General features: G+C 65.1%; 22 protein-coding genes. 14 read left to right on the top strand and 8 right to left on the bottom strand.

The genetic code is table 11. The features are described 5' to 3' along the window. The first annotated feature begins 79 nt into the window (after positions 1–79). The 4 genes from RRU_RS06665 to RRU_RS06650 all read left to right on the top strand — a co-directional run bounded on the left by RRU_RS06665 (position 80) and on the right by RRU_RS06650 (position 3,956). The gene (locus RRU_RS06665) at positions 80–2,101 is read left to right on the top strand and encodes a ribonucleoside triphosphate reductase (protein WP_011389031.1); all 2,022 of its coding nucleotides are present in this window, start codon (positions 80–82) and stop codon (positions 2,099–2,101) included. 32 nt (positions 2,102–2,133) lie between these two features. Beyond that, positions 2,134–2,310, top strand: coding sequence for an anaerobic ribonucleoside-triphosphate reductase (gene nrdD, locus RRU_RS06660; RefSeq protein ID WP_011389030.1), 177 nt, complete (start codon positions 2,134–2,136; stop codon positions 2,308–2,310). 25 nt (positions 2,311–2,335) lie between these two features. Continuing rightward, positions 2,336–3,034 (top strand): anaerobic ribonucleoside-triphosphate reductase activating protein, encoded by a 699-nt coding sequence (locus RRU_RS06655; protein ID WP_011389029.1) that lies wholly within the window; start codon positions 2,336–2,338, stop codon positions 3,032–3,034. 145 nt (positions 3,035–3,179) lie between these two features. Then, a complete protein-coding gene (locus RRU_RS06650) occupies positions 3,180–3,956 on the top strand; it encodes an alpha/beta fold hydrolase (RefSeq protein ID WP_011389028.1) in 777 nt (258 codons plus the stop codon). A 27-nt stretch (positions 3,957–3,983) separates the two neighbouring features. Here the strand turns inward: RRU_RS06650 and RRU_RS06645 are convergent, their stop codons facing one another. Beyond that, positions 3,984–5,882, bottom strand: coding sequence for a diguanylate cyclase (locus tag RRU_RS06645; RefSeq protein ID WP_011389027.1), 1,899 nt, complete (start codon positions 5,880–5,882; stop codon positions 3,984–3,986). 314 nt (positions 5,883–6,196) lie between these two features. On the opposite strand from RRU_RS06645, the gene RRU_RS06640 reads away from it, so the two are divergent. Both RRU_RS06640 and RRU_RS06635 read left to right on the top strand, forming a co-directional pair. After that, the gene (locus tag RRU_RS06640) at positions 6,197–7,432 is read left to right on the top strand and encodes a metallophosphoesterase family protein (RefSeq protein ID WP_011389026.1); all 1,236 of its coding nucleotides are present in this window, start codon (positions 6,197–6,199) and stop codon (positions 7,430–7,432) included. Between the two features lie 11 nt (positions 7,433–7,443). Beyond that, on the top strand, positions 7,444–10,989 hold the full coding sequence (locus RRU_RS06635; RefSeq protein WP_011389025.1) for a YhaN family protein: 3,546 nt from the start codon (positions 7,444–7,446) through the stop codon (positions 10,987–10,989). Positions 10,990–11,098: 109 nt separating this feature from the next. Here RRU_RS06635 and RRU_RS06630 read toward each other — a convergent pair whose 3' ends face one another. The 5 genes from RRU_RS06630 to RRU_RS06610 form a co-directional block, all read right to left on the bottom strand. Next, positions 11,099–11,350 (bottom strand): type II toxin-antitoxin system VapB family antitoxin, encoded by a 252-nt coding sequence (locus tag RRU_RS06630; RefSeq protein ID WP_242601297.1) that lies wholly within the window; start codon positions 11,348–11,350, stop codon positions 11,099–11,101. Positions 11,351–11,430: 80 nt separating this feature from the next. Continuing rightward, on the bottom strand, positions 11,431–12,078 hold the full coding sequence (locus tag RRU_RS06625; protein ID WP_011389023.1) for an HAD family hydrolase: 648 nt from the start codon (positions 12,076–12,078) through the stop codon (positions 11,431–11,433). After that, positions 12,075–13,580 carry an FGGY-family carbohydrate kinase gene (locus RRU_RS06620; RefSeq protein WP_011389022.1) on the bottom strand — a complete coding sequence of 502 codons (1,506 nt, stop codon included), beginning with the start codon at positions 13,578–13,580 and terminating at the stop codon, positions 12,075–12,077. The genes RRU_RS06625 and RRU_RS06620 overlap by 4 nt, the downstream gene beginning before the upstream one ends. Positions 13,581–13,638: 58 nt before the next feature. Next, a complete protein-coding gene (locus RRU_RS06615) occupies positions 13,639–14,442 on the bottom strand; it encodes a BtpA/SgcQ family protein (protein ID WP_011389021.1) in 804 nt (267 codons plus the stop codon). 51 nt (positions 14,443–14,493) lie between these two features. Beyond that, positions 14,494–15,351, bottom strand: a complete 858-nt coding sequence (locus tag RRU_RS06610) for a DeoR/GlpR family DNA-binding transcription regulator (protein ID WP_011389020.1) — start codon at positions 15,349–15,351, stop codon at positions 14,494–14,496. 193 nt (positions 15,352–15,544) lie between these two features. On the opposite strand from RRU_RS06610, the gene RRU_RS06605 reads away from it, so the two are divergent. The 7 genes from RRU_RS06605 to RRU_RS06575 all read left to right on the top strand — a co-directional run bounded on the left by RRU_RS06605 (position 15,545) and on the right by RRU_RS06575 (position 21,747). Next, positions 15,545–16,327 carry an SDR family NAD(P)-dependent oxidoreductase gene (locus RRU_RS06605; protein ID WP_011389019.1) on the top strand — a complete coding sequence of 261 codons (783 nt, stop codon included), beginning with the start codon at positions 15,545–15,547 and terminating at the stop codon, positions 16,325–16,327. Positions 16,328–16,431: 104 nt separating this feature from the next. Continuing rightward, positions 16,432–17,241: a carbohydrate ABC transporter permease gene (locus tag RRU_RS06600; RefSeq protein ID WP_011389018.1), complete on the top strand. Its 810-nt coding sequence runs from the start codon at positions 16,432–16,434 to the stop codon at positions 17,239–17,241. 120 nt (positions 17,242–17,361) lie between these two features. After that, on the top strand, positions 17,362–18,558 hold the full coding sequence (locus RRU_RS06595) for an extracellular solute-binding protein (RefSeq protein ID WP_014626135.1): 1,197 nt from the start codon (positions 17,362–17,364) through the stop codon (positions 18,556–18,558). 20 nt (positions 18,559–18,578) lie between these two features. After that, on the top strand, positions 18,579–19,451 hold the full coding sequence (locus RRU_RS06590) for a carbohydrate ABC transporter permease (RefSeq protein ID WP_207187421.1): 873 nt from the start codon (positions 18,579–18,581) through the stop codon (positions 19,449–19,451). An 85-nt stretch (positions 19,452–19,536) separates the two neighbouring features. Continuing rightward, on the top strand, positions 19,537–20,655 hold the full coding sequence (locus RRU_RS06585) for an ABC transporter ATP-binding protein (protein WP_011389015.1): 1,119 nt from the start codon (positions 19,537–19,539) through the stop codon (positions 20,653–20,655). A 97-nt stretch (positions 20,656–20,752) separates the two neighbouring features. Next, positions 20,753–21,052 carry a DUF3572 domain-containing protein gene (locus tag RRU_RS06580; protein ID WP_011389014.1) on the top strand — a complete coding sequence of 100 codons (300 nt, stop codon included), beginning with the start codon at positions 20,753–20,755 and terminating at the stop codon, positions 21,050–21,052. Continuing rightward, entirely contained in the window at positions 21,049–21,747 is a 699-nt protein-coding gene (locus RRU_RS06575; protein ID WP_011389013.1) for a DUF7168 domain-containing protein, read from the top strand. The genes RRU_RS06580 and RRU_RS06575 overlap by 4 nt, the downstream gene beginning before the upstream one ends. Before the next feature lie 365 nt (positions 21,748–22,112). Here RRU_RS06575 and RRU_RS06570 read toward each other — a convergent pair whose 3' ends face one another. Continuing rightward, positions 22,113–23,186, bottom strand: coding sequence for a hypothetical protein (locus RRU_RS06570; RefSeq protein WP_014626133.1), 1,074 nt, complete (start codon positions 23,184–23,186; stop codon positions 22,113–22,115). A gap of 322 nt (positions 23,187–23,508) precedes the next feature. After that, positions 23,509–24,033, bottom strand: a complete 525-nt coding sequence (locus RRU_RS06565) for a hypothetical protein (RefSeq protein ID WP_011389011.1) — start codon at positions 24,031–24,033, stop codon at positions 23,509–23,511. Positions 24,034–24,196: 163 nt separating this feature from the next. Here RRU_RS06565 and RRU_RS06560 point away from each other — a divergent pair, with 163 nt between their 5' ends. Continuing rightward, entirely contained in the window at positions 24,197–24,931 is a 735-nt protein-coding gene (locus tag RRU_RS06560; RefSeq protein WP_011389010.1) for a GntR family transcriptional regulator, read from the top strand. Positions 24,932–24,947 lie beyond the last annotated feature (16 nt).

Below are 24,947 nucleotides of genomic sequence, written 5' to 3'. Positions count from 1 at the left end.
GTAGGTTTGGCTTGCCACGCGTCCCCTTCCTGCATCCCCGCCTTTCCCTACGCCGCTTCTGACCGGAGTCCAAAGAACCGTGATCCCCGAAATCGTCTCCCCGCCCCCTGGCGTCGTCAAGCGCAGTGGACGAACGGTTCCCTTTGACGCGGTCAAGATCCGCTCGGCCATCGAACGGGCCGGCAAGGCGACGGGCGATTTCGATCCCATCGAGGCCCAGCTTCTGGCGATCCAGGCGGTCAAGGTGCTCAGTCACCGCTTCACCGAAGACGCCCCGCATATCGAACAAATCCAAGACGTGGTCGAACAGGTGCTGATTTCGGCCAATCACTTCGCCACGGCGCGCGCCTATATCGTCTACCGCGAACAGCACGCCCGCCTGCGCATCGACCGCAAGACCGTTGTCGATGTCGAATCCTCGATCAATGAATATCTGGACCGTGCCGACTGGCGGGTGAACGCCAATGCCAATCAAGGCTATTCGCTGGGCGGCCTGATCTTGAACGTATCGGGCAAGGTGGTGGCCAATTACTGGCTTTCCCATGTTTACCCCCCCGAGATCGGCAATGCCCACCGCCAGGGCGATCTTCACATCCATGATCTTGACATGCTGGCGGGCTATTGCGCCGGCTGGTCGCTGCGCACCTTGCTGACCGAGGGCCTGAACGGCGTTCCCGGCAAGGTCGAAGCCGGCCCGCCCAAGCATCTGTCGAGCGCCGTCGGCCAGATCGTCAATTTCCTCGGCACCTTGCAAAACGAATGGGCCGGGGCCCAGGCCTTCAGTTCCTTCGATACCTATCTGGCACCTTTCGTGCGCGCCGACCGCCTGAGCTATGCCGAGGTCCGGCAGTTCATTCAGGAACTGGTCTATAATCTCAACGTCCCCTCGCGCTGGGGCACCCAGACGCCCTTTACCAATCTGACCTTCGACTGGACCTGCCCGGAGGACCTGCGCGATCAGGTGCCGGTCATCGGCGGGGTCGAGGTCGATTTCACCTATGGCGATCTTCAGGTCGAAATGGACCTGATCAACCGCGCCTATATGGAGGTGATGACCGAGGGCGACGCCAAGGGCCGGGTTTTCACCTTCCCCATCCCCACCTACAACATCACCAAGGATTTCCCCTGGGACAGCGAGAACGCCGATCGCCTGTTCGAGATGACGGCCAAATACGGCCTGCCCTATTTCCAGAACTTCGTGAATTCCGAACTCAACCCGTCGATGATCCGCTCGATGTGCTGCCGCCTGCAGCTTGATCTGACCGAATTGCTCAAGCGCGGCAACGGCCTGTTCGGCAGCGCCGAGCAAACCGGCTCGCTCGGCGTCGTCACCCTCAATTGCGCCCGCCTGGGGTATATCCACCAAGGCGACGAGGCCGGGCTGTTCGCCCGTCTCGACACCTTGCTTGATCTTGGCCGCAACAGTCTGGAGATCAAGCGCAAGGTCATCCAGCGCCACATGGACCACGGGCTGTTCCCCTATACCAAGCGCTATCTGGGAACCTTGCGCAATCACTTCTCGACCCTGGGCGTCAACGGCATCAACGAGATGATCCGCAACTTCACCGCAGGGGCCGAGGATATCACCACGCCCTATGGTCACGCCCTCGCCGTGCGCTTCCTCGATCACGTGCGCGCCCGCATCGTCGGCTTCCAAGAGGAAACCGGCCATCTTTATAACCTGGAGGCCACCCCGGCCGAGGGCACGACCTATCGCTTCGCCCGCGAGGACCAGAAGCGCTTTCCCGACATCTTGCAGGCCGGCACCCCGGACCAGCCCTATTACACCAATTCCTCGCAGCTGCCCGTCGGCTTCACCGATGATCCCTTCGAGGCCCTGGAACGCCAGGAAGAGCTTCAGGCGAAATATACCGGCGGCACCGTCGTCCATCTGTACATGGGCAGCCGGGTCTCCTCGGCCGAGGCTTGCAAACGTCTGGTCCGCCGGGCGCTCGAACGCTTCCGCCTGCCCTATATCACCGTCACCCCGACCTTCTCGATCTGTCCGACGCATGGCTACATCGAAGGCGAGCACGCCTTCTGCCCCAAATGCGACGAGGACATCATCGCCCGCAAGCGCGCCAAAAGCGCCTGCTGCTAACCCCTTTGATTAGCTCTGAAAGGACCTCTTCCATGACTCATCTTTCCGCCGTTTCCCTGCCCATCGAGCTTACCGATGACGAGCGCCAGCCCTGCGAGATCTGGACGCGGGTGATGGGCTATCACCGCCCGGTCACCTCGTTCAACACGGGCAAGAAGGGCGAATTCGCCCAGCGCAAGGCCTTCGTCGAATGCGCCCTGCCCGAGTGAGAAGCCCGCTGAGGGGGTCTACCCGGTGATCCCGGATCTGCGCATCGGCGGGCTGGCCCGGCTGTCGCTTTGCGACTGGCCGGGCGAGCTGGTCGCCACCGTCTTCCTACGCGGCTGCCCCTGGCGTTGCCCCTATTGCCATAACCCGGGATTGCTCGGCGCCCGCGACCCCTCCGATCCGGCCTGGGAGGACGTGTTCGGCTTTCTGCAAAGCCGGCGCGGCCTGCTTGATGGCGTGGTTTTTTCCGGCGGCGAGCCGACCACCCAGGGCGGATTGGGCGCGGCGATCGATGCGGCGCGGGGATTGGGATTTCGGGTCGGCCTGCATACGGGCGGCGCCTTTCCCGACCGCTTGGCGGCCCTGTTACCCCACCTCGACTGGGTGGGCTTCGACGTCAAGGCGCCCTTTGACGCCTATGGGGCGATCACCGGCGCGGCCGACAGCGGCGCCCGGGCCCGCGACAGCCTGGACCTGCTGCTGGCCTCGGGGATTGCCTACGAAGTTCGCACCACCCTTCACCCCGCCTTGATCGATGAGGCGGCGCTGGACGCCCTGGCGGCCGAACTGGCGGCCCTGGGCGTCGCCTCTTACGTGCTCCAGCCCTTCCGCGCCGAAGGCTGCGCCGATGCCGATCTGGCGCGCAGTGCCCGCGGCCTGGCGATGCCAACCCTATCGGCCCAGGCTCAGGCGGCCTTTCCGCGGTTTTGCGTCCGGGTGGGATAGGGCGATCGCCATCGGGGCAAAAACACCCTCTTCACCCCCTTGACTTGTCAGCCAAGCCCTGGCTCCCTTGTAAGGCCTGGGGGGAGGCGCGAGAGAGGCTTGGAAGGACGGTCAACCTTGACCGGCGTTCCGAAAAGAGGGCCCCATGCGTCTGACCCTTGAGAATCGTCTGGTTTTCATCGAAACCGGAACCGACGGCGTCGATTTATCGCGACCGGTCGTGGTTCTGATCCATGGCGCGGGCATGACCCATAGCGCCTGGGATAAACAATCGGCCGCCCTGGCGGCCGACGGCTGGGCGGTCATCGCCCCCGATCTGCCCGGCCATGGGCAATCCGAAGGTCCGCCGCTGACCAGCGTTTCCGACCTTTCCGACTGGCTGCTTGGCGTTTTCGATGCCCTGGGCCTTTATCGGGCGGTGGTCAGCGGGCATTCGCTGGGCGGGCTGATCGCCCTGGAATTCGCCCGCCATCATTGCGTGCGCAGCGCTGGACTGGCCTTGATCGGCACCGCCGCCGCCCTGCCCGTTCACCTGGATCTCCTCAAGGCCGCCGATCACGATCTGCCGCGCGCGGCGACGATGATCAGCCGCTGGGGATACACCGCGCAGGCCGACCCCACCCTGGTCGAAGCCCGCAAAAGCCAATGGGCGACGACGGCGCCGGGCCTGCTCCATACCGACCTCATGGTCTGCGACGGCTATGGCGAGGGGGCGGCGGCGGCGGCGCGCATTCCCTGCCCGGCCCTGGTCGTTCACGGCGAGCAAGACCGCATGGTCTCGCTGCGCGGCGCCCTGATGCTTGTCGAGATCCTGCCCCACGGCCACGCCCTGCTGGTCACCAACGCCGGCCACATGGTGATGGACGAACGGCCCGACGCCGTGCTTGAAGCCCTCCACCGCCTGCGCCCCTTCGCCGCCTGAAAGCCGCTCCAGCCCGCCCTTCCTCCTTCAGGATCTGGCCACCGATTGGGTTTGCCCAAAGCAGGCCACGCGATCCCGGCCGCCATGCTTGGCGGCGTACAGGGCCGTGTCGGCCTCCTTGAGCATCCAATCGAAGGTCGCCGCCTCGGTGTTCCGGCAACTGACCCCCACGCTGACGGTGACCTTCAACACCCCGCCCTCGGGCAAGGGAACCTCCAGGGCGCGAATGGCTAGAACCACCCGCCAAGCCAGTCCCTCGGCGCCCTCCTGGTCGGTTTCGGGCAGCAGGATGGCGAATTCCTCGCCGCCGATGCGTCCCAGCAGATCGGTTTTGCGCAAGACGCCGGCGATTTCCCCGGTCAGGGCCTTCAGCACCCTGTCGCCGGCGTCGTGACCATAGGTATCGTTGACCCCTTTGAAGTGATCGGCATCGACGATCATCATCGACAGACGGCGGCCATGGCGGTTGGCCAGCGACAACAATAATTCGCTTTCCTCGGTGAAGGAGCGGCGATTGAGCACCCCCGTCAAACCGTCGATATTGGCCAGCCGCCGCAGGGTTTCCTCGGTGGCCTTGCGTTCGGTGATATCGCGGATCACCCCGATATGAACCCGGGTTCCATCGAAGGACTGGGTGCCGACCGTCAATTCGATCGGAAATTCGCTGCCGTTCTTGCGTCGGCCGATCATTTCGCGCCCCCGCCCAATGGCGCGCTGGCCGGAGGGCTTGCCCTTGCGCAGGTGGCCGTCGTGATCGCGCGCGTAGGTCGCGGGCATCAGCATATTGACGCTTTGACCGCGCACCTCCTCGACGTCATAGCCGAATAGTTCGGTCGCCGAGGGGTTGAATTCGCTGATGATGCCCTTTTGATCGATGATGACCACGGCGTCGCGGGCCGCCATGATGAAGCCGCGCATCCGCTCCTCGCCTTCGGCCAATTGCCGCGTGCGCTCGGCCACCTTGCTTTCCAGCGACGCATTGGCGCGTTCCAGATCCAACAGCGATACGCGGCGATGATGCATCTGATAATAAAGCGAGGTGATGCCGAACCCGAGGCCGAGGGTGCCAAAGACCTGCAGCACCAGGATAAAGGCCAGTTTTTCCCGCCAAGGCTGAAGAAGCGTCCGATCGCTGGCCTGAACGGTCACCTCGACGCCGTAAGTCGGACCCCGAAGGAAGGCGCCGACTCCCGGCCCATTGGGCAGGTAATGGACCTCCTCGCCGCTGCCTCCGCTTTCAGCAAGCCCCTCGTCGCCCCTGTGCGGCGCGCCCTCGCCCCAACACCGCGTAAAGCCAAGGCAGCCGATCATCCCGGCGTCGCGCTGGGTGATCGTCACCGCGAAACCTTCGGAAAGCTGATGGGAGTGGATCATCTGATCGATGGAATCGGTGGTGATCGTCGCGGCGACCACCCCGGTCAGCCGACCAAAGGAATCCCTCACCGCCCGGCTCACCGGGATGACCCAGCTTTTATCGAGACGATTGGTGGTGACCGCGCCGATGAAAAACTCATCGTCCACATTGGACAGATGGAAGGCGAAATAATCTTCGCCCGACACATCGATTTCCGAGACCTTATCCGTCAGCGAGGCGTTGCGCAGCCTGCCGTCGCCACCGATCAGAAACAGCGCCGCCAAAGACGGCGTGATGGCGTGACGACGCAACAGCAGGCGGTGGGTAAACGGATCATGGACATCGATCGCGCTCGGATAAGCCCGCAAGACCTCGGTCAGCCCCGATAAAGTACGATCAATCCGATCCAGGTTGGCTTCGACCTCGCGGACAAGAATATCGGCGACGACAACCGCTTCCCGCAAGGATTCATCGATAATGTCGCGCCGCTGCCAATAAGCCAAGGTCCCGAGCGCCGCATTATATGCCATGATCAGGATCAGGCCACCGACCACCCATGGAACGCGTTTCATTCCACCTCCGACGGCCACTGACCACCGAGACCTTCCAAACCACCCTCGCCGGAGAGCCGAAAACTGGACAATAAGGAGAGGGGGGCGACCATCTTTTTCTCAAACCCCTATCACCCGATATCCAAGGAAGTGGTGGTTAAGAGACCGCCTTAACACCCCGCGCCACCGGCCCCTGACGATTTCGCGAAAAACCGCGGACCTCCGGGGAAAACGCCCGAAGGGCTTGAAGCCGCCCCCCGCCCGTGCGACCGTCGAGTCCCCCTATCCCGGGAGGGGCCGCCTATCGCCGACAACCGCCGTTTTTCGGATCTTCCATGCGCATTCTTCACGCCGCCGATATCCACCTCGACAGCCCGCTTTCCGGACTGATCGCCCGAGCCGGCGGCCAGGTGGGCGATTTGACGACGGCGACGCGCCGCGCCTTCACCGCGATGATCGATTACGCCCTTGAGGCCGGGGTCGACCTCGTGCTGATCGCCGGCGATCTTTACGATGGCGACTGGCGGGATTTTTCGACGGGGCTGTTTTTCCTCTCGCAGATGGCCCGCCTTGAACGCCAGGGGATCCGCGTCGCCGTGGTCCAGGGCAATCACGACGCCGAAAACCGCATGACCCGCTCGCTGCGCTGGCCGCCCACGGTCAAGGTCTTTCGCTCTGATCGGGCCGAGACCTGGATCCCCGAGGGGCTGGAAGTGGCGATCCATGGCCGCAGCTTCCCGCGCCGCGACGTGACCGAGGATCTGTCGGCCGGCTACCCGCCGCCGGTGGCCGGGCTGTTCAACATCGGCCTGCTCCACACCGCCGCCGACGGCCGCCTTGGCCATACCCCCTACGCGCCCTGCGACGTGCCGACCCTGGTTGGCAAGGGCTATGATTATTGGGCCCTCGGTCACGTTCATGGCCGGGCCATCCTGCACGAACGGCCCTGGGTGGTGTTTCCGGGCAATCTCCAGGCCCGCCACGTCAACGAACCCGGGGCCAAGGGAGCGACGCTGCTCACCATCGACGGCGGCGAGGTCACCGCCCTTGAGGCCCTGGCCTTTGATGTCTTGCGCTGGGTCCGCCTGGAGGTCGATCTGGGCGGTTGCGCCTCGCCCCAGCAGGCCTATGGGCGGATCGAGACCGCCCTGGCCGAGGCGCTGACCCAGGCCGAGGGCCGGGCTTTGGCCGTCCGCCTGACGCTCAGCGGCGCCACCGCCGTTCACGACCTTTTGGCCGGCGACCCGGAACGCACCACCGCCGAATGTCTGGCCCTGACCGAACGGGCCGGCGGCGAGGTCTGGCTTGAAAAAGTGGCCGTGGCAACCACCCCGCCGCGCCAGGACGGCGCCCCGGCGGCGGACGAGCTTTTCGCGGTGATCGCCCGCATCCTTGAGACGCCCGAGGAACGCGCTGTCTTGCGCGCCGATCTTGAACAGGCCCTGACCCGGGTTCCGCCGACGATCCGCCAAGCCGCCGGCCTCACCCCCCTTGACGAGCAAGCCCTGGCCGGGCTGCTGGCGGCGGCCGAGGCGACCTTGCGTCGGCGCCTGCTCGACAGTCCCGAGTAAGGAAACCGACCATGCGCATCGATCGGCTGGTCCTGGAACGCTACGGCCATTTCGCAGACCACAGCTTCGACTTTTCCGGCGATGGCCCCCGGCTGGAGATCATTCACGGCCCGAACGAGGCGGGCAAATCAACGGTGCTGGCCGCACTCAGCGACCTGTTGTTCGGCTTTCCGGCCCGCACCCCCTATAATTTCCGTCACGACAACCCGAAACTGCGCCTTGGCGCCAGCCTGCGCGCCGCCGATGGCCGGGTCTTGGCGTTCAAACGCCGCAAGGGCACCAAGAAGACCCTGCTGGCCGTCGATGCGACGGGCGCGGAAAGCGGCGATCTGCCCGATAACAGCCTTGATCCTTTTCTTGGCGGCGTCGATCGCTCGACCTTTGAAACCCTGTTCGCCCTTGACCATGCCCGCCTGCGCGAAGGCGGCGAGGCCATGCTGGCGACCGGCGGCGAACTTGCCCAAAGCCTGTTCGAAGCCGCCGGCGGCACCGTCGGACTGGCCTCTCTGCTCGCCAGCCTGCAAGCCGAGGCCGATGTCTTGGGAAATCCGGGGCGCAAGCTGGCGGCGAAGCCCTATTGGCAGGCCCTTGAACGCTATGACACGGCGCGGGCGACGATGCATGGCGATGGCCTGAAGGTCGAGGCCTGGAGCGCCGCCGTGCAGGCGGTGAGTGCGGCGGGCGAGCGGCGGGCCGCCCTGGATGAGGCCTTGCGCGCCTTGGTGACGCGGCGCAGCGCCCTGGAACGCATCCGCAGGATCGCGCCCTTGCTCGGGCGCCTTGACGACGCCCTGGCCCGCCGCGCCGCCCTGGGCTCCCCCCTGCCCCTTCCCGCCGATTTCGAGGATCGCTGGCGCGCCGCCGATCATCAGGCGCGTTTGGCCCAAGACACCGCGACCCATCGCGAAACCGCCTTGGCCGGCCGCCGCCAGGAGCGTGCCGATCTGGGCGAGGCCGGGCCTTTGCCGGGGTTGGCCAACCGCATCGGCGCATTGACCGATGGTCTGGGGGTTTACCGCAAGAATGCCACCGACCATCCCCACCGCCAGCGCGATCTGGACGACGCCCTGCGCCGCCGCAAGGCGCTTTTGACCCATCTGGGTCTAAGCGCCCAGGACGCGGCGCCCAAAGCCGTGCCCACCGCGCCGTTGTTGGCCCGGGTGCGCGCCCAGATCCGCCAGGGGGCGGGGGTGCAAGCGACCCTTGAGGCCGCCAGGGCCGCCTATGACGAAGCCGAAATCGCCCTACGCGCCGCCCAAGCCGCCCGCTTGGCCCAGGGCGAGGCCACCCCCTCGCCCGCCGAGGCCCGCGCCGCCTTCGAGGCCGCCCAGGCCCTGGGTGGCGAAGGTCTGGGCAAGCTGGCGCGGGCCAAGCTTGAACGCGCCGACCTGGCCGCCCGTCTGGCCCAGGCCCTGGCCGCCCTTGGCCGCTGGCGGGGCGAAGCCGATGCCCTGGCCGCCCTGGCCGTTCCCAGCGCCGAAAGCATCGCCCAAGCCGAACGCCACGCCCTGGAAAGCGAAGCCGCCGAGGCCGCCGCCAGCCGCAGCGTTGAAACCACCACCGAGGACCTGTGCCGAATCGAAGGCGCCTTGGCCAGCCTGACGGCGACCGGCCCCGTGCCCACGGCCGACGCTGTGGCCCGGGCCCGCGAATCGCGCGCCAACGGCTGGCGGTTGATCCGCCGGCATTACGTGGAGAAGACGGCCCGGGAGGACGACGCGCTGGCCGCCTTCGCCCCCGACGGGCGGGTCGCCGATCACTTTGAAGCCGCCCTGACCACCGCCGATCACCTAGCCGACGACCGCGAACGCGAAGCCGCGCGCATCGCCCGCTTCGCCGATCTGACCGGCCAGCACGCCGCCAAGATCGCCAGTTTGACGGCGCTGCGCGCTGACTTGGAGGCGCGCCGCCTCAAAACCCGCAAAGCCCGCGACGCCTGGGTCGCCTCCTGGCGGGCCTGTGCCATCGACCCCGGCACGCCGGCCGAGATGCGCCCCTGGCTGGCCGCCCGCGCCGCGATCCTGGCCGACCACGCCGCCCTGCGGCAAAGCGATGTGACGATCGCCGTCTTGGAGGAGCAGGAGACTCAACGCCGCGGCCATCTGCTGCGCGCCGCCGCCAGCCTGGGGCTTGCCGACAGCCAAGCCCTTGACACCGCCGCCTTGCGCGACCGCGTCAGGTTGGCCTGCCTTCAGGCCGAAGAGCGCAGCGCCGAAAGCCGCAAGCTGGCGGCCGAGGAGCAGGCGGCGATCCAACGCCGGGCGGCGCGGGCCGCCGAACGCGAAACGGCCGCCCAAACCCTGGCCGACTGGCAGGCGGCGTGGTCGGCCGATATGCCCGCCATCGGCCTGTCGCCGACGGCGACGATCGCCGAGGCCGAAGCGGCGCTTGATCTGTGGGGGCAGATCGCCCTGCTTGATCAAGAGTGCGAGCAGACGATCAAACGCCGCGACCAGATCGCCGACGCCCTCGGCGACTTCGAAGCCAGGGTCGCCGCCCTGCTCGCCGACCTTGGCGCCGAGGCCAGCGATCTGCCCGCTAACGACCCGGCGGCGGCGATCGCCACCCTGGCCAAGCGCGTGTCGGCGGCCGAGGTCCGCGCCGCCCGCATCACCGACGCCGCCCAGGCGGTCAAAAAGGCGCAAGCCGAGGCCGAAACCGCCGGCAAGGCCGCCCTCGACGCCGCCGCCGCCCTGCGCGCCCTGGCCGCCAGCCATGCGATCGCCGAGGGCGCCGACGCCCTGGCCCTGGCCCGTCTGTCGCGGGAGGCGGCCGAGCTTGATCGGCAGATCGACGCCCTGCGCCGGCAATGCCTTGATCAGGGGGATGGTTTGGACGAAGCGGCCCTGCGCGCCGAAGCCTCGTCGATTTCGGCCGACGCCGCCGCCGCCGAGATCGCCGCCCTGGTCAGCCAGACCGAGAGCCTGCAGCGCGACGCCCAAGAGGCCGCCCAGGAGCAGACCGAGGCCGGCGGCCGTCTGCGTGGTCTGGAAGGCGGGGTGGGCATCGGTCCCGCCGCCCAGGCGGCCAGCGACGCCCTGGCCGACGGGGCCGACATCCTCGGCCGCTGGCTGCAACTGCACGCCGCCGGCCTGATCCTAACCCGCGCCGTCGAACGCTATCGCGCCGCCAACCGCCATCCGGTGATCGACCGCGCCGACGCGCTGTTTGGCGCCATGGTCGCCGGCTCGGCCAATCCCATCGTCTCCCTTGGCGTTCATTACGGCGACGAGGACCGCCCGACGCTGGTCGGCATCCGCGCCGATGGCGGGGAATGCCCGGTCACGGGGATGAGCGAAGGAACGCGCGATCAGCTTTATCTCGCCCTGCGCATCGCCACCGTCGAACGCCGCCTGGACAGCGGCGAGCCCCTGCCCTTCATCGCCGATGACCTGTTCGTGACCAGCGACGAGGCGCGCACGATCCCCGGCCTCCAGACCCTGGCGACCCTGGCGACGCGCACCCAGGTCCTGCTGTTCACCCACCACCGCCACGTGGTCGACGCCGCCCGCGCCACCCTGCCCGCCGACAGCCTGCGCATCCACGCCTTGGGCTAGACAAGCCCGCCAAGGGCATCAGGCGGCGGCGATATCGGTCTGGCTGAAATCAAAGCAGGCGCCAAAGATCAACCCCGCCTTATGGCGACCATGGCCGAGGTGTCGACGATCATTTTGGCAGGCCATGCTCATCATAAAGCAGGTCGGCATGATCGACACGGGGGCGGTTCCCCTGGGCGGCCGCCCGATCGGCGATGGCCAGCAGTTCTTCTACGCTGGCTTTTGCCTGGCGGTGCTCGATTTCCGCATAGCGTTCGCGCAAAGCTTCGGTAACCACGCGCGCCATACTCTTTCCGGTGGCGCGCGCGATGGCCTGGGCCAGCCGATGGGCTTCGGGGTCTTTGATGGTAAGGCTCATCATCGCCACCATTCTACCAAGAGCTATGGAATTCTACCCTTGCGCTCCCTTAGGGACAACGGCTTGCTCACCGAGCCTTTCCTTTAAGCCGCCAGCTTCTGAAAGGCCGTCAGCACCTCGCTGACCGAGGAGATGCGGATGGCGCCCGGGGGGATGGGGCGGCCGGGGTGGTCGCCGAGCAGGAACAGGGTCAGCCCGGCATCCAGGGCCGAGCGGGCGCCGGTCAGGCTGTCTTCGATCGCCCAGACGCTAGCGGGATCGACGCCGAAACGCCGGGCGGCCAGCCGATAGGGGGCGGGATCGGGCTTGCCCGCCGGCACGTCCTCAAACGACAGCGAAAAGGCGAGCTGCGGGGCGATGCCGAGAACGGCCAGATTGGCGTCGACGATCTCGCGCAGGGAATTCGACACGCAGGCCTGGGGAATGCCGGCGGCGGCGAAGGCGGCCACGGTATCGAGCGCGCCCGGCATCGGCGCCAAGGTGGCGCGGTCGTCACCATAACAGGCGATGATCTCGGCCAGCCACCGCTCGTAAGTCAGCCCCCCGGTATAGCGGGGGCGCAAAAGCGTCCAGACATCGGCCATATGCACGCCCAGGAAGCGATCCTCGGGGCCCGAGGTCAGATCGACCCCATGGGCGGCGGAAACGGTTATCAGGGCACGCAGGTGGGTGGGTTCGCTATCGATCAGGGTTCCGTCGATATCCCAGGCGATGGCCTTGGGAGGCGTCATGGTCTACTCCGATGAAAGAAGGGATGAAGAGTGGCATAAAGGGCCGAGAAGTCCCGGTACAGGCGATCATAAACCTCGGCCTTGGCCGGATCGGGTGTTATTTTCTCGCCCGTGCGCACCAAAGCCGTCACGTCGTCCCACCCTAGATCGTCACCGCCGCCGATCGCCGCAACCCAGGCCGCCCCGACCGCCGAGCCCAAAGGATTGGCCAGAAGCTGGACGGGCCGCTGCAAAACATCGGCCATGATCCCCATCCACACCCGGCTGCGCGTGCCGCCATCGGAGGCGAAGAAGCGCTGCGGGGCGTGGCCGATATCGTCCAAAACCGCGACATGGTGGCGAAAGGCCAGGGCCACGGCTTCCAGCAGGGCACGCCACAGATGGCCCCGGGTATGGCTGAGGCTAAGCCCAGTGAAGGTTCCCGAGGCGAAGGGATCATGGATCGGCGTTTTCTCGCCCAGGAAATAGGGCAGACAGACCAGACCATCGGCTCCGGCCGGCACCTCGGCCGCCAGGGCATCAAGCTGGGCATGGGCCGCCTCGCCGGCTTCGGGGGCCAGCAGCTTGGCCAGCCAGTTCAGCGCCGAACCGGTCGCCGCCATGCAGCCGTTGGGGGCATAGAGCCCGGGCACAAGGTGGTAATCCAGGTAAAGCCGGGGATCGCTTTTGGCGGTGGCCGAAGCGACGATGATGTCGCCGGCGCCGCCGAACTTCAAAAGCACATCGCCGGGCCGGGTGATGCCAGCGGCCAGGGCCGAGGCGATGTGGTCCGCCGCCCCGCCGTACACCGGGAGGCCGGTGGGCAGGCCGGTCAGGGCGGCGGCCTCGGCGGTGACCGCCCCCAGCACCCTATGGGTGGGGTGGGCAGGCGGCACGGCCGAGGGGGGGATATGGGCGAGCGCCACCAGATCGGCTTCGACGGTGCCGCTCGCAAGATCGATGAAGCCGCCTTCCAGGGCCCAGTTGCGGTCAACGACCCGCTCCCCGGTCAGCAGCATGTTGATGTAATCGTAAGAGCCGCAGACGGTGGCGATGGCGCCAAAAACCGCCGGCTCGTGACGCTCGATCCAGCGCAGCTTGGCGGTGACCAATTGTTGGGTCACGCCGTTGCCGGTGCGGGCGAGAAAGGCCTCGCTATCGACCTCGGCCCGCAATTCGGCCACCTCGTCGCCACAACGCCCGTCGCTTTGCTGGATCGACGGGCGGAGCACCGCGCCCCGGTCGTCGAGCAGCACCACGGCGGGTAACATGCCGGTCACGCAGATCCCGCCGGGCCGCCAGTCGCTTTCGCCGGCCGTCGTCTTCAATTCGGCGAGCACGGCGCGGGCGTTGTCCCACCATTGGGCCGGATCCTCCTCGGCCCATCCGGGATGGGGCGAAGACAAGGTGGTCGGCCGCGAGGCGACGGCGACCACGGTATCGGGCAGGCGGACCAGGATGGCGATGGTCGAGGTGGTCCCGATATCGAGACCGATCACCTGACGACCTTGGGCAGCGGACATGACAATTCTCCAGAAGGGCCCCCAGAAGGACCTCCAGACGGCGGCGCCGGGGCGCGGGTCAGACCAGGGTCGCGACCTTGTCCATGAAGCGCGAGACGCGCCCCCCGTCCACCCGATTCCAGGTCGAGCCGTCAACCTTGAAATGGGTGCCGATCACGCAGCCATCGGCGATCGACAGCACATCGTCGACGTTCTCCAAACGCACGCCCGTATTGGCAAACAGCGGCACCTCGGTACCAATCGCCTCGCGGACCTCGCGCAGATCCGAGGCCTGGGCCGGCTGACCGGTCAGCGGACCCGAGACCAAGATGGCATCGGCCAGCGACGAGAAGATGGCGCTGCGCGCCCGCAAGCCGATGCTCCGGCTATCAAGCGAGGAGGCGAATTCGGCATTGATGTTGAACAACAGCTTCAGATCGGGGCGGTGCAGATTGCGGCGCAGGCGCAGGGCCTCGGCGGCATTGGGCGACCACACGCCCATGTCGGAGGCGAAAACCCCAGTGAAGATCTCGCGGGCGAAGGAGGCGCCGGTGGCAACCGCGATGGCGACCGAAGCCGCCGGATCCCACAGGTAGTTGACGCCAAAGGGCACGCTGAGCATCGGCCGCACCGCGCTGATGATCGCGGTCATCGCCGCGACGCTGGCGATCGGCGCCTCGAACTGATAGGGCCGATCATTCTCGTTGCCGAACATGATGGCGTGAACGCCGCCCTTCTGGAGCTTCTCGATATCGCCGACCACATCGTCGATCAGCTTCATCATGCCGCCATCGGCGTCATAAAGCGGCGTGCCGGGCAAGGCGCCGATATGGGCCATGGCGATAACCGCTTTTTTACGGGGACCGAGGAAATCAAAAATCATGGTCGTCTCCAGACAGGGAAACCGCCGACGGGCCGGCGGCCGGCGATAAGGTCAGTTGGGCGGCAGGTCGGGCCCCTCGGCGGGGTCGGCGAGAATCACCCGCACCTCGGCCAAAACCAGGGCCTGGGCCAAGGGCGGCGGCGGCGGCGCATCGGTCACCAGGATGTCGATACGGTCGAGGGGACAGATCTGGGCAAGGGCGTGACGGCCGAACTTGCTGGAATCGCACAGCGCGATCACCGTGCCCGAGCGTTCGATGAACGCCTGCTTGACCTCGGTATCTTCCAGGGAATAATCAAAAATCCCGGCAGGACCACACCCAGACAACCCAACAAAGAACTGATCGAAGTAATACCCCCTGATCTGATTGACCGTCATCGGCCCGATGACCGACATTTCAGGATGGCGAACTTGCCCACCAAGCAGGTAGACCAAATTCCTCGATTCAACCAGGGCCGTAGACGCCCGTATATTATTGGTGAACACGCGAAGATCGGATTCTTGGGCCAGCTCTTCGGCCAGGGCCAGCGACGAGGTCCCCGAATCGAGGCCGATGATGCCGCGCGGATAGGCCAATCTGGCCGCAGCCTGGGCGATGCGTTGCTTGACATCGGCGCGCTGGCGGCGGCGTTGCTCGAAGGCCGGCTCTTCGCGGTCGAAGGCCCCTTCGCGCTCGACGCTGACCGACAGCGCCCCACCATGGGTGCGCACCACGGCGCCGTCCTCTTCCATCACCGAAAGATCGCGGCGGATCGTCATCTCCGAGACCTCAAGCCGGCGGGCGAGATCGGCGACGGTGGCATAGCCGCTTTCTTGCAAAACTTCTTGAACCGCGGCGCGCCGCGCCGCGCCGGGGCGCCGTCCCTGCCCGCCATCCTGACCTTGCAGTTCCTCGGACCCCTTATCCACATCGTCCCCCTGTGATCGTTTATCCTCACACGTCGGCTCGATAAGCCCCGCATCTGTTCGATATCAAACATAGCAGAACAAAATCGAACTTGGAAGATTGCATTTGGTTCGCAAACATGGGACGGTGATCGACGGTCCCGCCCACGGCGGTGGGACCCTGGTGGGCGATGGATCGAACCGGAAAGGGCGAGCGATGGGCGTTCAGGGACTGCTGCGTGACAAGGTCGCGCTGGTGACGGGGGGGGCCAACGGCATCGGCCGCGCCGCCGCCCGCGCTCTGTACGGGGCGGGAGCCCGGGTGGTGATCGCCGACCTCGACCAGATGGCGGCGGAACGCGCCGCCGAGGCCATGGGCGGCGATGTGCTGGGCCTGCCCGTCGATGTTCGCGATCGCACATCGATGCAAACCTGTGTCGACCGTGCCATCGCCTCGTGCGGCGGCATCGACATCCTGGTGGCCAATGCCGGGGTGTCGTCGATGCGCAAGGCGGTCGAGCTGACCGACGAGGACTGGGCCTTCAATTTCGATGTCAACGCCAAGGGGGTTTTCCTCGCCAACCAACTGGTCGTCCGCCATTTCCTGGCGACGGGGCGCAAGGGGGTGATCGTCAACACCGCCTCGCTGGCCGCCAAGGTCGGCGCCCCCCTGCTGGCCCATTACGCCGCCAGCAAATTCGCCGTGCTCGGCTGGACCCAGTCGCTGGCCCGCGAGCTGGCGCCCGAGGGCATCCGCGTCAACGCCGTCTGCCCGGGCTTCGTGCGCACGCCCATGCAAGACCGTGAAATCATCTGGGAAGGCGAATTGCGCGGCATGACGCCCGAGGATGTTCGCAAGGAATACGTCGCCCTGACCCCGCTCGGCCGGATCGAGGAGCCCGAGGATGTGGCCGATGTCATCTTGTTCCTCGCCTCGGATCTGTCGCGCTTCATGACCGGCCAGGGCATCAATGTGACCGGTGGAATCAAAATGGATTAAGCGCGGGGAGCGATCAAAAAAGGATGATCACGGAGAGGTTGGATTAGACTGAGCCGAGCGATCGGTGCGATCAGGCCCCGAAAGATCAGGAAAGGTCACCGCCGATGAGGCGTCTTCGTTCCCTGCTCCCCCATCTCATCTTGGTGACCTTCTCGGCGGTCATCCTTGTTCCCTTGCTCTGGGTGCTGCGCGTCAGCCTGACCGACAAACGCACCGCCTACCGCCTGCCCCCCGAATTCAGCGCCCTGACCTTTGAAAACTACCTCGCCGTCTTCCAGGATTATTCCTTCGCCGGTTGGTTCACCAATTCGATGACCGTCGCCCTGGCGGCGACCCTGATATCCCTGCCCGCCGCCGCCACCATGGCCTATGCCAGCGCCCGCTTCCGCACCGGCGGCCCGGTCTTGTGGATCGGCGTTCTGGCCGGCCAGATGCTGCCGCCGATCATCCTGGTTCTGCCGATGTTCATGCTGTTTGGCACCGTGCTCAGCCTGGATGGCCGCATCGCCATCATCGTCGCCCATGTCGCGCTCAATCTGCCGTTCATGGCCTGGATGATGACCAGCTTCTTCGAAGGCGACATCCGCTCGCTTGAAGAAGCCGCCCGGGTCGATGGCGCCAGCCGCTTGCAGGCTCTGGTCCGCATCGCCCTGCCCGTCGCCGCCCCCGGCATCCTGGCCGCCGCCCTGCTCGGCTTCATCCTGAGCTGGAACGAGTTTCTCTACGCCCTGGTCCTTGGCGATTATTCCAGCCAGACGCTGCCCGTCGGTCTGGCCGGGCTTGAAACCCACGCCGGCGTCGAAATCGCCTCGCTCGCCGCCGCAGCGCTACTAGCGCTGGCGCCCGTCCTCATCCTCCTGCCATTATTGCGGAAGTACCTGATCAAGGGGCTTTCCCTGGGAGCCCTGAAGTAGCCTGCCGTCGTTTCGTCATCCGTCTCATTGGGGAGTGCGAAGATGCGATACCTGGTTTATGGCCTCTGTGCGTCCGCCTTGATTGCAACTACTGCGAGAGCAGAAACCATCACCATTCTCATGGAAAGCGTCCCTGACACCCAGTACGTCAAAACGCTGGTCCCGGACTTCGAAAAAGCCACCGGCATCACCGTCAATCTGGAGGTGGTGAATTACGCCGAAATGCACACCAAGCTGGTTCCCCAGTTGGTCTCGCGCAAAGGCGGCTATTCGGCGATCGTCGTCGACTTTTATTGGGTCGGCGAGTTCATCAAGGCCGGCTGGCTTCAGCCGCTGGACGAGCGCATCGGCGCCGATCACTTCGATACGGCGCCCTATATCCCGGCGCTGATGGATCTGGTCGGCAAGGTCGACGGCACGACCTATATGCTGCCCTTCTATAATTACGCCATGGGCTTGACCTATCGCACCGATCTGCTGACCGATCCGGCCAATCAGAAGGCCTATGAGGCGGCCAACAACGCCCCCTTGCGCGCCCCCGAAACCTGGGACGAATACCGCAAACAGGTGGCCTTCTTCACCAAGGACGGCTTCAACGGCGTGGTCAACCAGGGCTTGCGCCCCGATCCGATCGCCATGGAATGGTCGAACTACCTGTTCGCCAATGGCGGCAGCTTCCATGACGCCAATTGGAAATCGACCCTGAACAGCCCCGAGGCCAAGGCCGCCCTCGACCAGTACATCGAGTCGATCGACAAATACGGCCCCCTGGGCTCGGCCAGCTTCAGCTTCGACGAGGCCTTCAACGTCATGGCCCAGGGCAAGGCCTACAGCTACATCACCTATAACTTTTTCCGCACCTCGCTCGATAATCCCAGCCAGTCCTCGGTGGTCGGCAAGGCCGAGATCCTGCCCGTTCCCGGAGTCACGCCCGAGACAAGCGGCAGCCTGAACGGCGCCTGGGGCTGGGGTATTCCCAAATCCAGCCCCAATCCCGATGCCGCCTGGAAATTCCTGTCGTGGGTCGAGTCCTTCCCCATCGCCAAGGCCCGCGCCCTCCAAGGCGGGGCGCCGACGCGCTCGGACGTTTTCGACGATGCCGAGGTTCTGGCGAAATACCCCTATTACCGCGACCTGAAGCGCCTGCTTGAGCGCAGCCACAACTTCCCGACCTTCACCTATACCCCGCAGTTCGTCGAGATCCTTGGCCGGGAACTGTCACTGGCCGTCGCCAAGGAAAAGACCTCCGAAGCCGCCTTGGCGACCGTCGCCAGCGAATTCGACGCCCTCGCCCTCAAGGACGGGAAGCAAAAGTGAGCGGGGCGGCGGATCGTCCGATGACGGCTCTCGAACGGGCGGACCGCCGTTTCGGCTGGTTCCTCACCCTTCCCGGCGTGCTTATGCTGGCGGCCACCATCGCCTTTCCGCTGCTGTGGGCGGTGGCGACCAGCCTGTTTGATTTCACGCTGATCGCCCCCACCTACGACACCTTCGTCGGCCTTGATAATTACGCCTTGGCCCTGGGCAACACGGAATTCCTCCACGCCTCGTGGCTGACCGTCGGCTTCGTTGTCGCCGTCGTTCTCATCGAATTCGCCATCGGCTTTCTCATCGCCCTGATGCTCAACGGCGTGCGGCGGGGCAAGCCGATCTATTACGCCATCTTGTTATGCCCCTTGCTGATCAATCCGGTGGTGGTCGGTCTGGTCTGGCGCATGGTTCTCCACCCCACGCTGGGGGTGGCCAATTACGCCCTCGGCCTGATCGGCCTTTCCCCGGTCAATTGGCTGGGCGATGTGACCGTCGCCTTCTGGACCCTGGTCGGCGTCGATATCTGGCATCAGGTCTCGTTCATGATCGTCCTGCTGCTCGCCGGCCTCTCGGCCCTGCCGGCCGAACCCTATGAGGCGGCCCGCGTCGATGGCGCCAGCGTCTTCCAGCGCTTCTGGCACATCACCTTGCCGCTGATGCGCCGGGTGATCCTGGTCACCTTGCTGATCCGCATGATCTTCGCCGTCAAAACCTATGACCTCGTCTACATCATGACCCGGGGCGGCCCGGGCACGGCCACCGATCTGGTCAGCTATTCGATCTACCGCACCGCCTTCGTCGGCCTCAACCTTGGTCAGGCGACGGCAATGGCCGGCTTGCTGCTGATCCCGGTTCTGGGGATCACCGCCTATCTCTACCGGCTGATGCGCAAGGCCTGACGGGTCCCGTGTTCGCCGGGCGATTCTTTGCACCATTTGCCCGGCGCGGGCGCCTGCGTGTCGCGCCCGGGCCCTGGGAGGGACCATGGCATCCATAGACCTGCGTAACCTGTCAAAAGCTTACGGTCCAACGCCGCCGGTGGTCCGCGCCATCAACCTCGAGATCGCCGACGGCGAGTTCATGATCTTCCTCGGCCCCTCGGGATGCGGCAAATCAACAACCCTGCGCATGATCGCCGGGCTGGAAACCGTCACCTCGGGCGAGGTGCGGATCGATGGGGCGGTGGTCAACGATCTCGATCCGGCCAAGCGCGATCTGGCGATCGTCTTTCAGAACTACGCGCTCTATCCCCATATGTCGGTGCGCAAAAACCTCGCCTTCGGGCTGCGGTTGCGCCATATCCCCGAGGCCGAGATCACCCGGCGCATCCAGGATGTCGGCGAGATCCTCGGGCTGTCGCAGCTGCTCGATCGCCGGCCGGCCCATCTGTCGGGGGGGCAGCGCCAGCGCGTCGCCCTGGGGCGGGCCCTGGTGCGCGAGCCCAAGGCCTTCCTGCTTGATGAACCGCTGTCCAATCTTGACGCCAAGCTGCGCGCCAGCATGCGCACCGAGTTGATCAAGCTTCATCGCCGGCTGGGCACGACGATGATCCATGTCACCCATGATCAGGTGGAGGCGATGACCATGGGTCAACGCATCTGCATCATGCGCGACGGCGAGATCATGCAGGTCGGCGCCCCGCTCGAGGTTTATCGCAATCCGGCCAATCTGTTCGTCGCCGACTTCCTGGCGACGCCACCGATGAACCTGCTGCCCGGCCGGCTGGAGGCGGTGGGCGAGGATCTGGTCGCCGTCGCCGGGGCGCTGCGCCTGCCGATTCCGCCGGCCTATCGGCCCGCCTATGCTCCTTTGAGCGGACGCGAGGTCGTGCTTGGTCTGCGGCCCGAGGATTTCCACCCCGATGCCCGCCGCGCCGGACCGCTGGCCGCCGGCCTCAGCCTCACCGTCGAAACCGTCGAGGCCCTGGGGCCCGAGCAGATTCTGGTCTCGCGGGTCGACGGCTGCGCCAAGGACATCGCCGTGCGCACCGAAAGCGCCCTTGCCATCCGTCCGGGCGCGCGTCTGGACCTTTCCTATGACACCACAAAGATCCACCTGTTCGACCCAACCACCACCTTATGCCTGACTCGCCCGGCGCTCTGACTCCGCCAAAGACATCGGATCGGCGAGATCCTTGACGATGACCGGGCGGGAGGGGCAGGCTGCGCCCTGCCCCCTCTCTCACACCCGGTGCCCGATCATGGCCCCCCGCTCTTCGCTTACTCCCCCCGACGCCGCCCAAGCCCTGGCCTTGCGCGCCCTGACCGAGATCGCCGGTGACGACGACCTGCTGGGTCGCTTCCTGGTGCAGACCGGCTGCGGCCCCGACGCCCTGCGCCGGCGCATCACCGATCCGGCCTTCCTGGGCGCCGTGCTGGATTTCATCTTGGAAAGCGACGCCACGGTCACGCGCATCGCCCTGGCCCTTGATGTGCCGCCGGGGCGACTCGCCACCGCCCGCTCCCTGCTGCCCGGCGCCACCCCCGAGGGATCGCCATGACCCAGGGCGGCCCCGATCGCGACAAGGTCCGCGCCCGCCTTCAAGCCTTGCAGGCCAAGACGGTGGCCAATGGCTGCACCGAGGAAGAGGCCCTGGCGGCGGCGGAAAAGGTCGCCGAATTGCTCGACCTCTATCACCTGTCGCTGGGCGAGTTGGAACTGCGACGCAGCCGCTGCGAAAGGCTGGTTCTCGAGACCGACCGCAAACTGCGCGTCGCCATGGGCCTGTGCATTCCGGCGATCGCCGCCTATTGCGACTGCAAGGTGTGGCGCGAGCGCGACGCCAAGGGCCAGTCGGTGTTCGTTCTGTTCGGCCTGCCCGGCGCCCTGGAAACCGCCGGCTTCGTCCACGACGCGATCGCCGCCGCGCTGCGCGCCGCCTGGGCCAACCATTCCCAGGGCCGATCCTTCATCCGCCATGCCGTCGACGAAAAGGGCTCGTTCCTGATCGGCGTCGCCGTCTCGCTGGCCGACCGGCTCGACGCCTTGAAACACGCCCGCAATGGCGCCCATCTGCCCGGCGGCGGCGGCGCCCTGGTCGAGATCCGCCACTCGGTGGTCGAGTCCGAATTCGCCCGCCTCGGCCTGACCTTCCGCCAGGGCGGCGCCTCGGGCAAACGCCTCAGCCCCGAAGCCTTCGACGCCGGCCGCACCGCCGGCCACACCGCCCACTTGCCCGGCGACAACGACGCCTAATCTTACTAAGTCACAAACTTCCACATATTGTATATTTATGATTTTTGCGCCGCAAAATAAGGTATAATGGACTATCTAGGCTGAAGTGAGAGGTTCGACGATACACTCCGCCAATCGCTCCGCCACCCCCAACCGGGACTCAATTTCGCGCAAAACCAGAACACCGCGTCAGACAATAATGAGCCCCCATCGAACCGGGCGACAATCGATTTGCCGCCATTGGGAGACAGACTGGGCAGCTTTAGGACGCATTCAACCATGAAGGGGTCAACCTCCGAAAACGGCAGGATAAGGCTTCGATACCGAAACCCCATGTCCGCTCAACGGCTTGTTCTAGATCTGCCAGCATTCATGAATTTTTCAGGCTAGATATAAATAGGAATAATTGTAACATTGTCTGGCTTCTCGGCCAGCATGAATTTGAGATTGACTGTCTCGATCCCACCGTTGACGCTTGGACGCACGATGATTGTCATTTTCGACAAGGATAACCCGTCATGCGCAAGCCATTGAAGCACGACATGAGAACCGGCTTTTACCCCGAAATCGGCCGCTTCATTCGCGTTTTTCCGGGTCAGATAGTGCTCCACCGAACTGGCTGTGATATCGGCAAGACTGAGAAGGTCAAGATGCCCGAAACTACGATCCTTAAACGGGGCGGCGCCACCGAAAACAGAAAAACGTCTGTCTTTTGCGTAGATTCCGACGGCTCGCGCGAAAAGGTCCAGGGCTTGCCGGTGGAGGCCCTCGTTGGCGCAGACCGTGTCGTTGTCGGACATCCAAAATACCTTCTGGCCTGATCGGGCAAGCAGTGCCACAAGAAATGCCACACTGTGAACCACCCGGAGTAGCTTTTCGGCGCTATCAGGCTTCCAGGTACCCAGGCCGGCTTGGTGGAGGGTTTTGGATAAGCTGGTCTGCGTCTTCTTCTCGTTCGGACCGAAGAGGGTCAGCAGCTTCTTGTCGACGACGATCGTCAGCAAAAATCCATGCAGTAGCATATCCGCAGCTTTGAGATAGTCGGGCAAAGCCCGCTGCATCTGGCCCATGCGGAAATCTTTGAACGCAATCTCCTTGTCGCCAAGTCGCGATTGTTCCCGAATATCCCTCACCTTACTTAGGAAGGCTCCACAAGTATTCCAGCCACATGTGAGGAAAGAGTAGGTGTGATAGTCTCCCGAGGATTCGCCTGCATAGTCGGAGAATACTGCCACTGTCTCATTGCCATGGGCCGTTAGGTTGGGAAGAATCAAACTTCCCCGACGGTGCGACTTCTGAATCATGTCCTGCATGATTTTCACCAGCTCGTTATATTCGATGCCGGCATTAGGCTTCAGTATCTCAAGGTCCGGACTCTTCCAGACGAGACCGTTGGCAAACTCGGTGAGAGACTTAATCTGTTCGGGGTTTAAGCCAACTTGGCCAATCCGCTTACTCACTGTTCTTCTCCTCAAGCTTTATGCGTGAAAAATTTGCATAAAACAGACTAAAAGGCACAATGAAGTGTGAGCATTTTGCCACAGCATTTAGCAGATTTCGGAAACTTACGTAAAATATAGTGGATTCTTCCGCTGTGGTCATGGGTTTGATGAGCGCCGTATCGGCTAAAATTATGGGAAGTAGAATGAGATTATAGGGGGTGCGGAGAGTGAACATCGCCGACAAAAGAGCATCAAACGAAGACGAAAAGTCGCCGGATAGAACCTCGACTATCTCGCCTCAATCATCGAATTAAATCCACAGTAACTCGGATTTGTTGCCCTACGCGTGCAGGGCGCCGTCGCGATAGATCAGCCCGGCCTTGGCGTCTTCAAAACGGGCGTTGAGTTCGTCAATGGCCAAAGGCAGGGCGCGGACGGCCTCTTCCAGGGCGCCGTCGGGGGCGCGCAGCAGCTTGGATAGCAAACTGGCCTCCTCGGCGGCGCGGCGGGCCGTCGCCACCTGATCCTCGACCAGGGCGACCATCACCTCGATCAGGCTGAAGCGGGCCTTGAGGAAACGATCGACGGTGCCGTGGGCGACGTTCCAGCTGTCATAGGGCTCGCCCAGGAAATCCCGGCAGCGCGCCTCGTGGGTCTTGCCTTTCGACAATCCCGGGACGGCCAGCGCCTGGGCCAGACGGTCATGGGCGGCCTTGAAGAACTCCGGCCCCAAATCCAGGCAGGCCCGCAGATCGCCAAACACGATGTAGCCCGCCCGCAGGGGAAGACGGGCCAAGGGGGGGGCCAGGGCGTCGCCCTGCCACAAAACCCGCGGACAGCGTTGGAAAAACACCTCGGTCGTCATTCCCTCCCCCTCCTGAAAAAACGGCGCTGGGCCGGTCCCTTTTATAAACGCCCCCTCCGCCCCGCGCCACCGGGCGTCTCTGGACCATGGGCGGCGGATGGATTAGATGTGTTCGTAAATGTGATCATCTTTTCCCCCGTCCGCTGGAGAGACAGCCGTCCCCATGAAACCTCCCCCGCCGCTCGACCTGCCGCAGATCGACCGCCAGCCGCGCGAGACCGTCAATCAATGGGTTTATCGTCGGCTGCGGCTGGCGGTGATGATCGGGCGAATTCCGCCGGGGCGGCCCTTGACCATCCGCGACCTCGCCCTCGCCCTTGAGGTCAGCACCATGCCGGTGCGCGAGGCCCTGCGCCGGCTGGCCTCGGAACGGGCGCTCGAGGTTCGCGACAACCGGCGGATCGAGGTGCCGGTGATGACCGCCCTGAAATTCCGCGAGCTCTGCGAGGCGCGCATCGCCCTGGAATGCCACGCCGCCGAGCGCGCCCTGCCCTTCATCACCGCCGATCGCCTAGCCTTGCTCGCCGGCCTTGACGCGCAGATCGACGCCGCCCAGGCCGCGGGCGATCGCGATGCGCTCACCTTGCACAATCAGGCCTTCCACCGGGCGCTTTACGAGACCAACCCCCATCAGGTGGTGCTGCCCTTGATCGAAAGCGTGTGGCTGCAGCTGGGGCCCTTCACCCGGCTCGCCCTCGCGCGCCTGGACGAGTTCTATCATGTCGACCGCCATTCCGAGGCCCTGGCCGCCCTGCGCTCGGGCAACCCCTTGGCCCTGCGCGTCGCCATCGAGGCCGATATCCGCGACGGCATCTTGCAAGTCGGAACCACCGAATTGCTCAACGCCTATATCGCCGCCGGCGCCACCCTGGGGACGGAGACGGCGTTTGGCCGTTGACAGACCAAAAATGTGA

Origin of the sequence: Rhodospirillum rubrum ATCC 11170 (genome assembly GCF_000013085.1) — a bacterium.
Taxonomy (GTDB): Bacteria; Pseudomonadota; Alphaproteobacteria; order Rhodospirillales; family Rhodospirillaceae; genus Rhodospirillum; species Rhodospirillum rubrum.
Note: the sequence above shows the minus strand (reverse complement) of the source record. Positions and strands in the feature narration are given on the sequence as shown.

Coding starts and splice junctions, on each gene's coding strand:
- nrdD (WP_011389030.1), top strand. CDS start 2,134: ATGACTCATCTTTCCGCCGTTTCCCTGCCCATCGAGCTTACCGATGAC.
- RRU_RS06650 (WP_011389028.1), top strand. CDS start 3,180: ATGCGTCTGACCCTTGAGAATCGTCTGGTTTTCATCGAAACCGGAACC.
- RRU_RS06645 (WP_011389027.1), bottom strand. CDS start 5,882: ATGAAACGCGTTCCATGGGTGGTCGGTGGCCTGATCCTGATCATGGCA.
- RRU_RS06640 (WP_011389026.1), top strand. CDS start 6,197: ATGCGCATTCTTCACGCCGCCGATATCCACCTCGACAGCCCGCTTTCC.
- RRU_RS06635 (WP_011389025.1), top strand. CDS start 7,444: ATGCGCATCGATCGGCTGGTCCTGGAACGCTACGGCCATTTCGCAGAC.
- RRU_RS06630 (WP_242601297.1), bottom strand. CDS start 11,350: ATGATGAGCCTTACCATCAAAGACCCCGAAGCCCATCGGCTGGCCCAG.
- RRU_RS06625 (WP_011389023.1), bottom strand. CDS start 12,078: ATGACGCCTCCCAAGGCCATCGCCTGGGATATCGACGGAACCCTGATC.
- RRU_RS06620 (WP_011389022.1), bottom strand. CDS start 13,580: ATGTCCGCTGCCCAAGGTCGTCAGGTGATCGGTCTCGATATCGGGACC.
- RRU_RS06615 (WP_011389021.1), bottom strand. CDS start 14,442: ATGATTTTTGATTTCCTCGGTCCCCGTAAAAAAGCGGTTATCGCCATG.
- RRU_RS06605 (WP_011389019.1), top strand. CDS start 15,545: ATGGGCGTTCAGGGACTGCTGCGTGACAAGGTCGCGCTGGTGACGGGG.
- RRU_RS06600 (WP_011389018.1), top strand. CDS start 16,432: ATGAGGCGTCTTCGTTCCCTGCTCCCCCATCTCATCTTGGTGACCTTC.
- RRU_RS06595 (WP_014626135.1), top strand. CDS start 17,362: ATGGAAAGCGTCCCTGACACCCAGTACGTCAAAACGCTGGTCCCGGAC.
- RRU_RS06590 (WP_207187421.1), top strand. CDS start 18,579: ATGACGGCTCTCGAACGGGCGGACCGCCGTTTCGGCTGGTTCCTCACC.
- RRU_RS06585 (WP_011389015.1), top strand. CDS start 19,537: ATGGCATCCATAGACCTGCGTAACCTGTCAAAAGCTTACGGTCCAACG.
- RRU_RS06580 (WP_011389014.1), top strand. CDS start 20,753: ATGGCCCCCCGCTCTTCGCTTACTCCCCCCGACGCCGCCCAAGCCCTG.
- RRU_RS06575 (WP_011389013.1), top strand. CDS start 21,049: ATGACCCAGGGCGGCCCCGATCGCGACAAGGTCCGCGCCCGCCTTCAA.
- RRU_RS06565 (WP_011389011.1), bottom strand. CDS start 24,033: ATGACGACCGAGGTGTTTTTCCAACGCTGTCCGCGGGTTTTGTGGCAG.
- RRU_RS06560 (WP_011389010.1), top strand. CDS start 24,197: ATGAAACCTCCCCCGCCGCTCGACCTGCCGCAGATCGACCGCCAGCCG.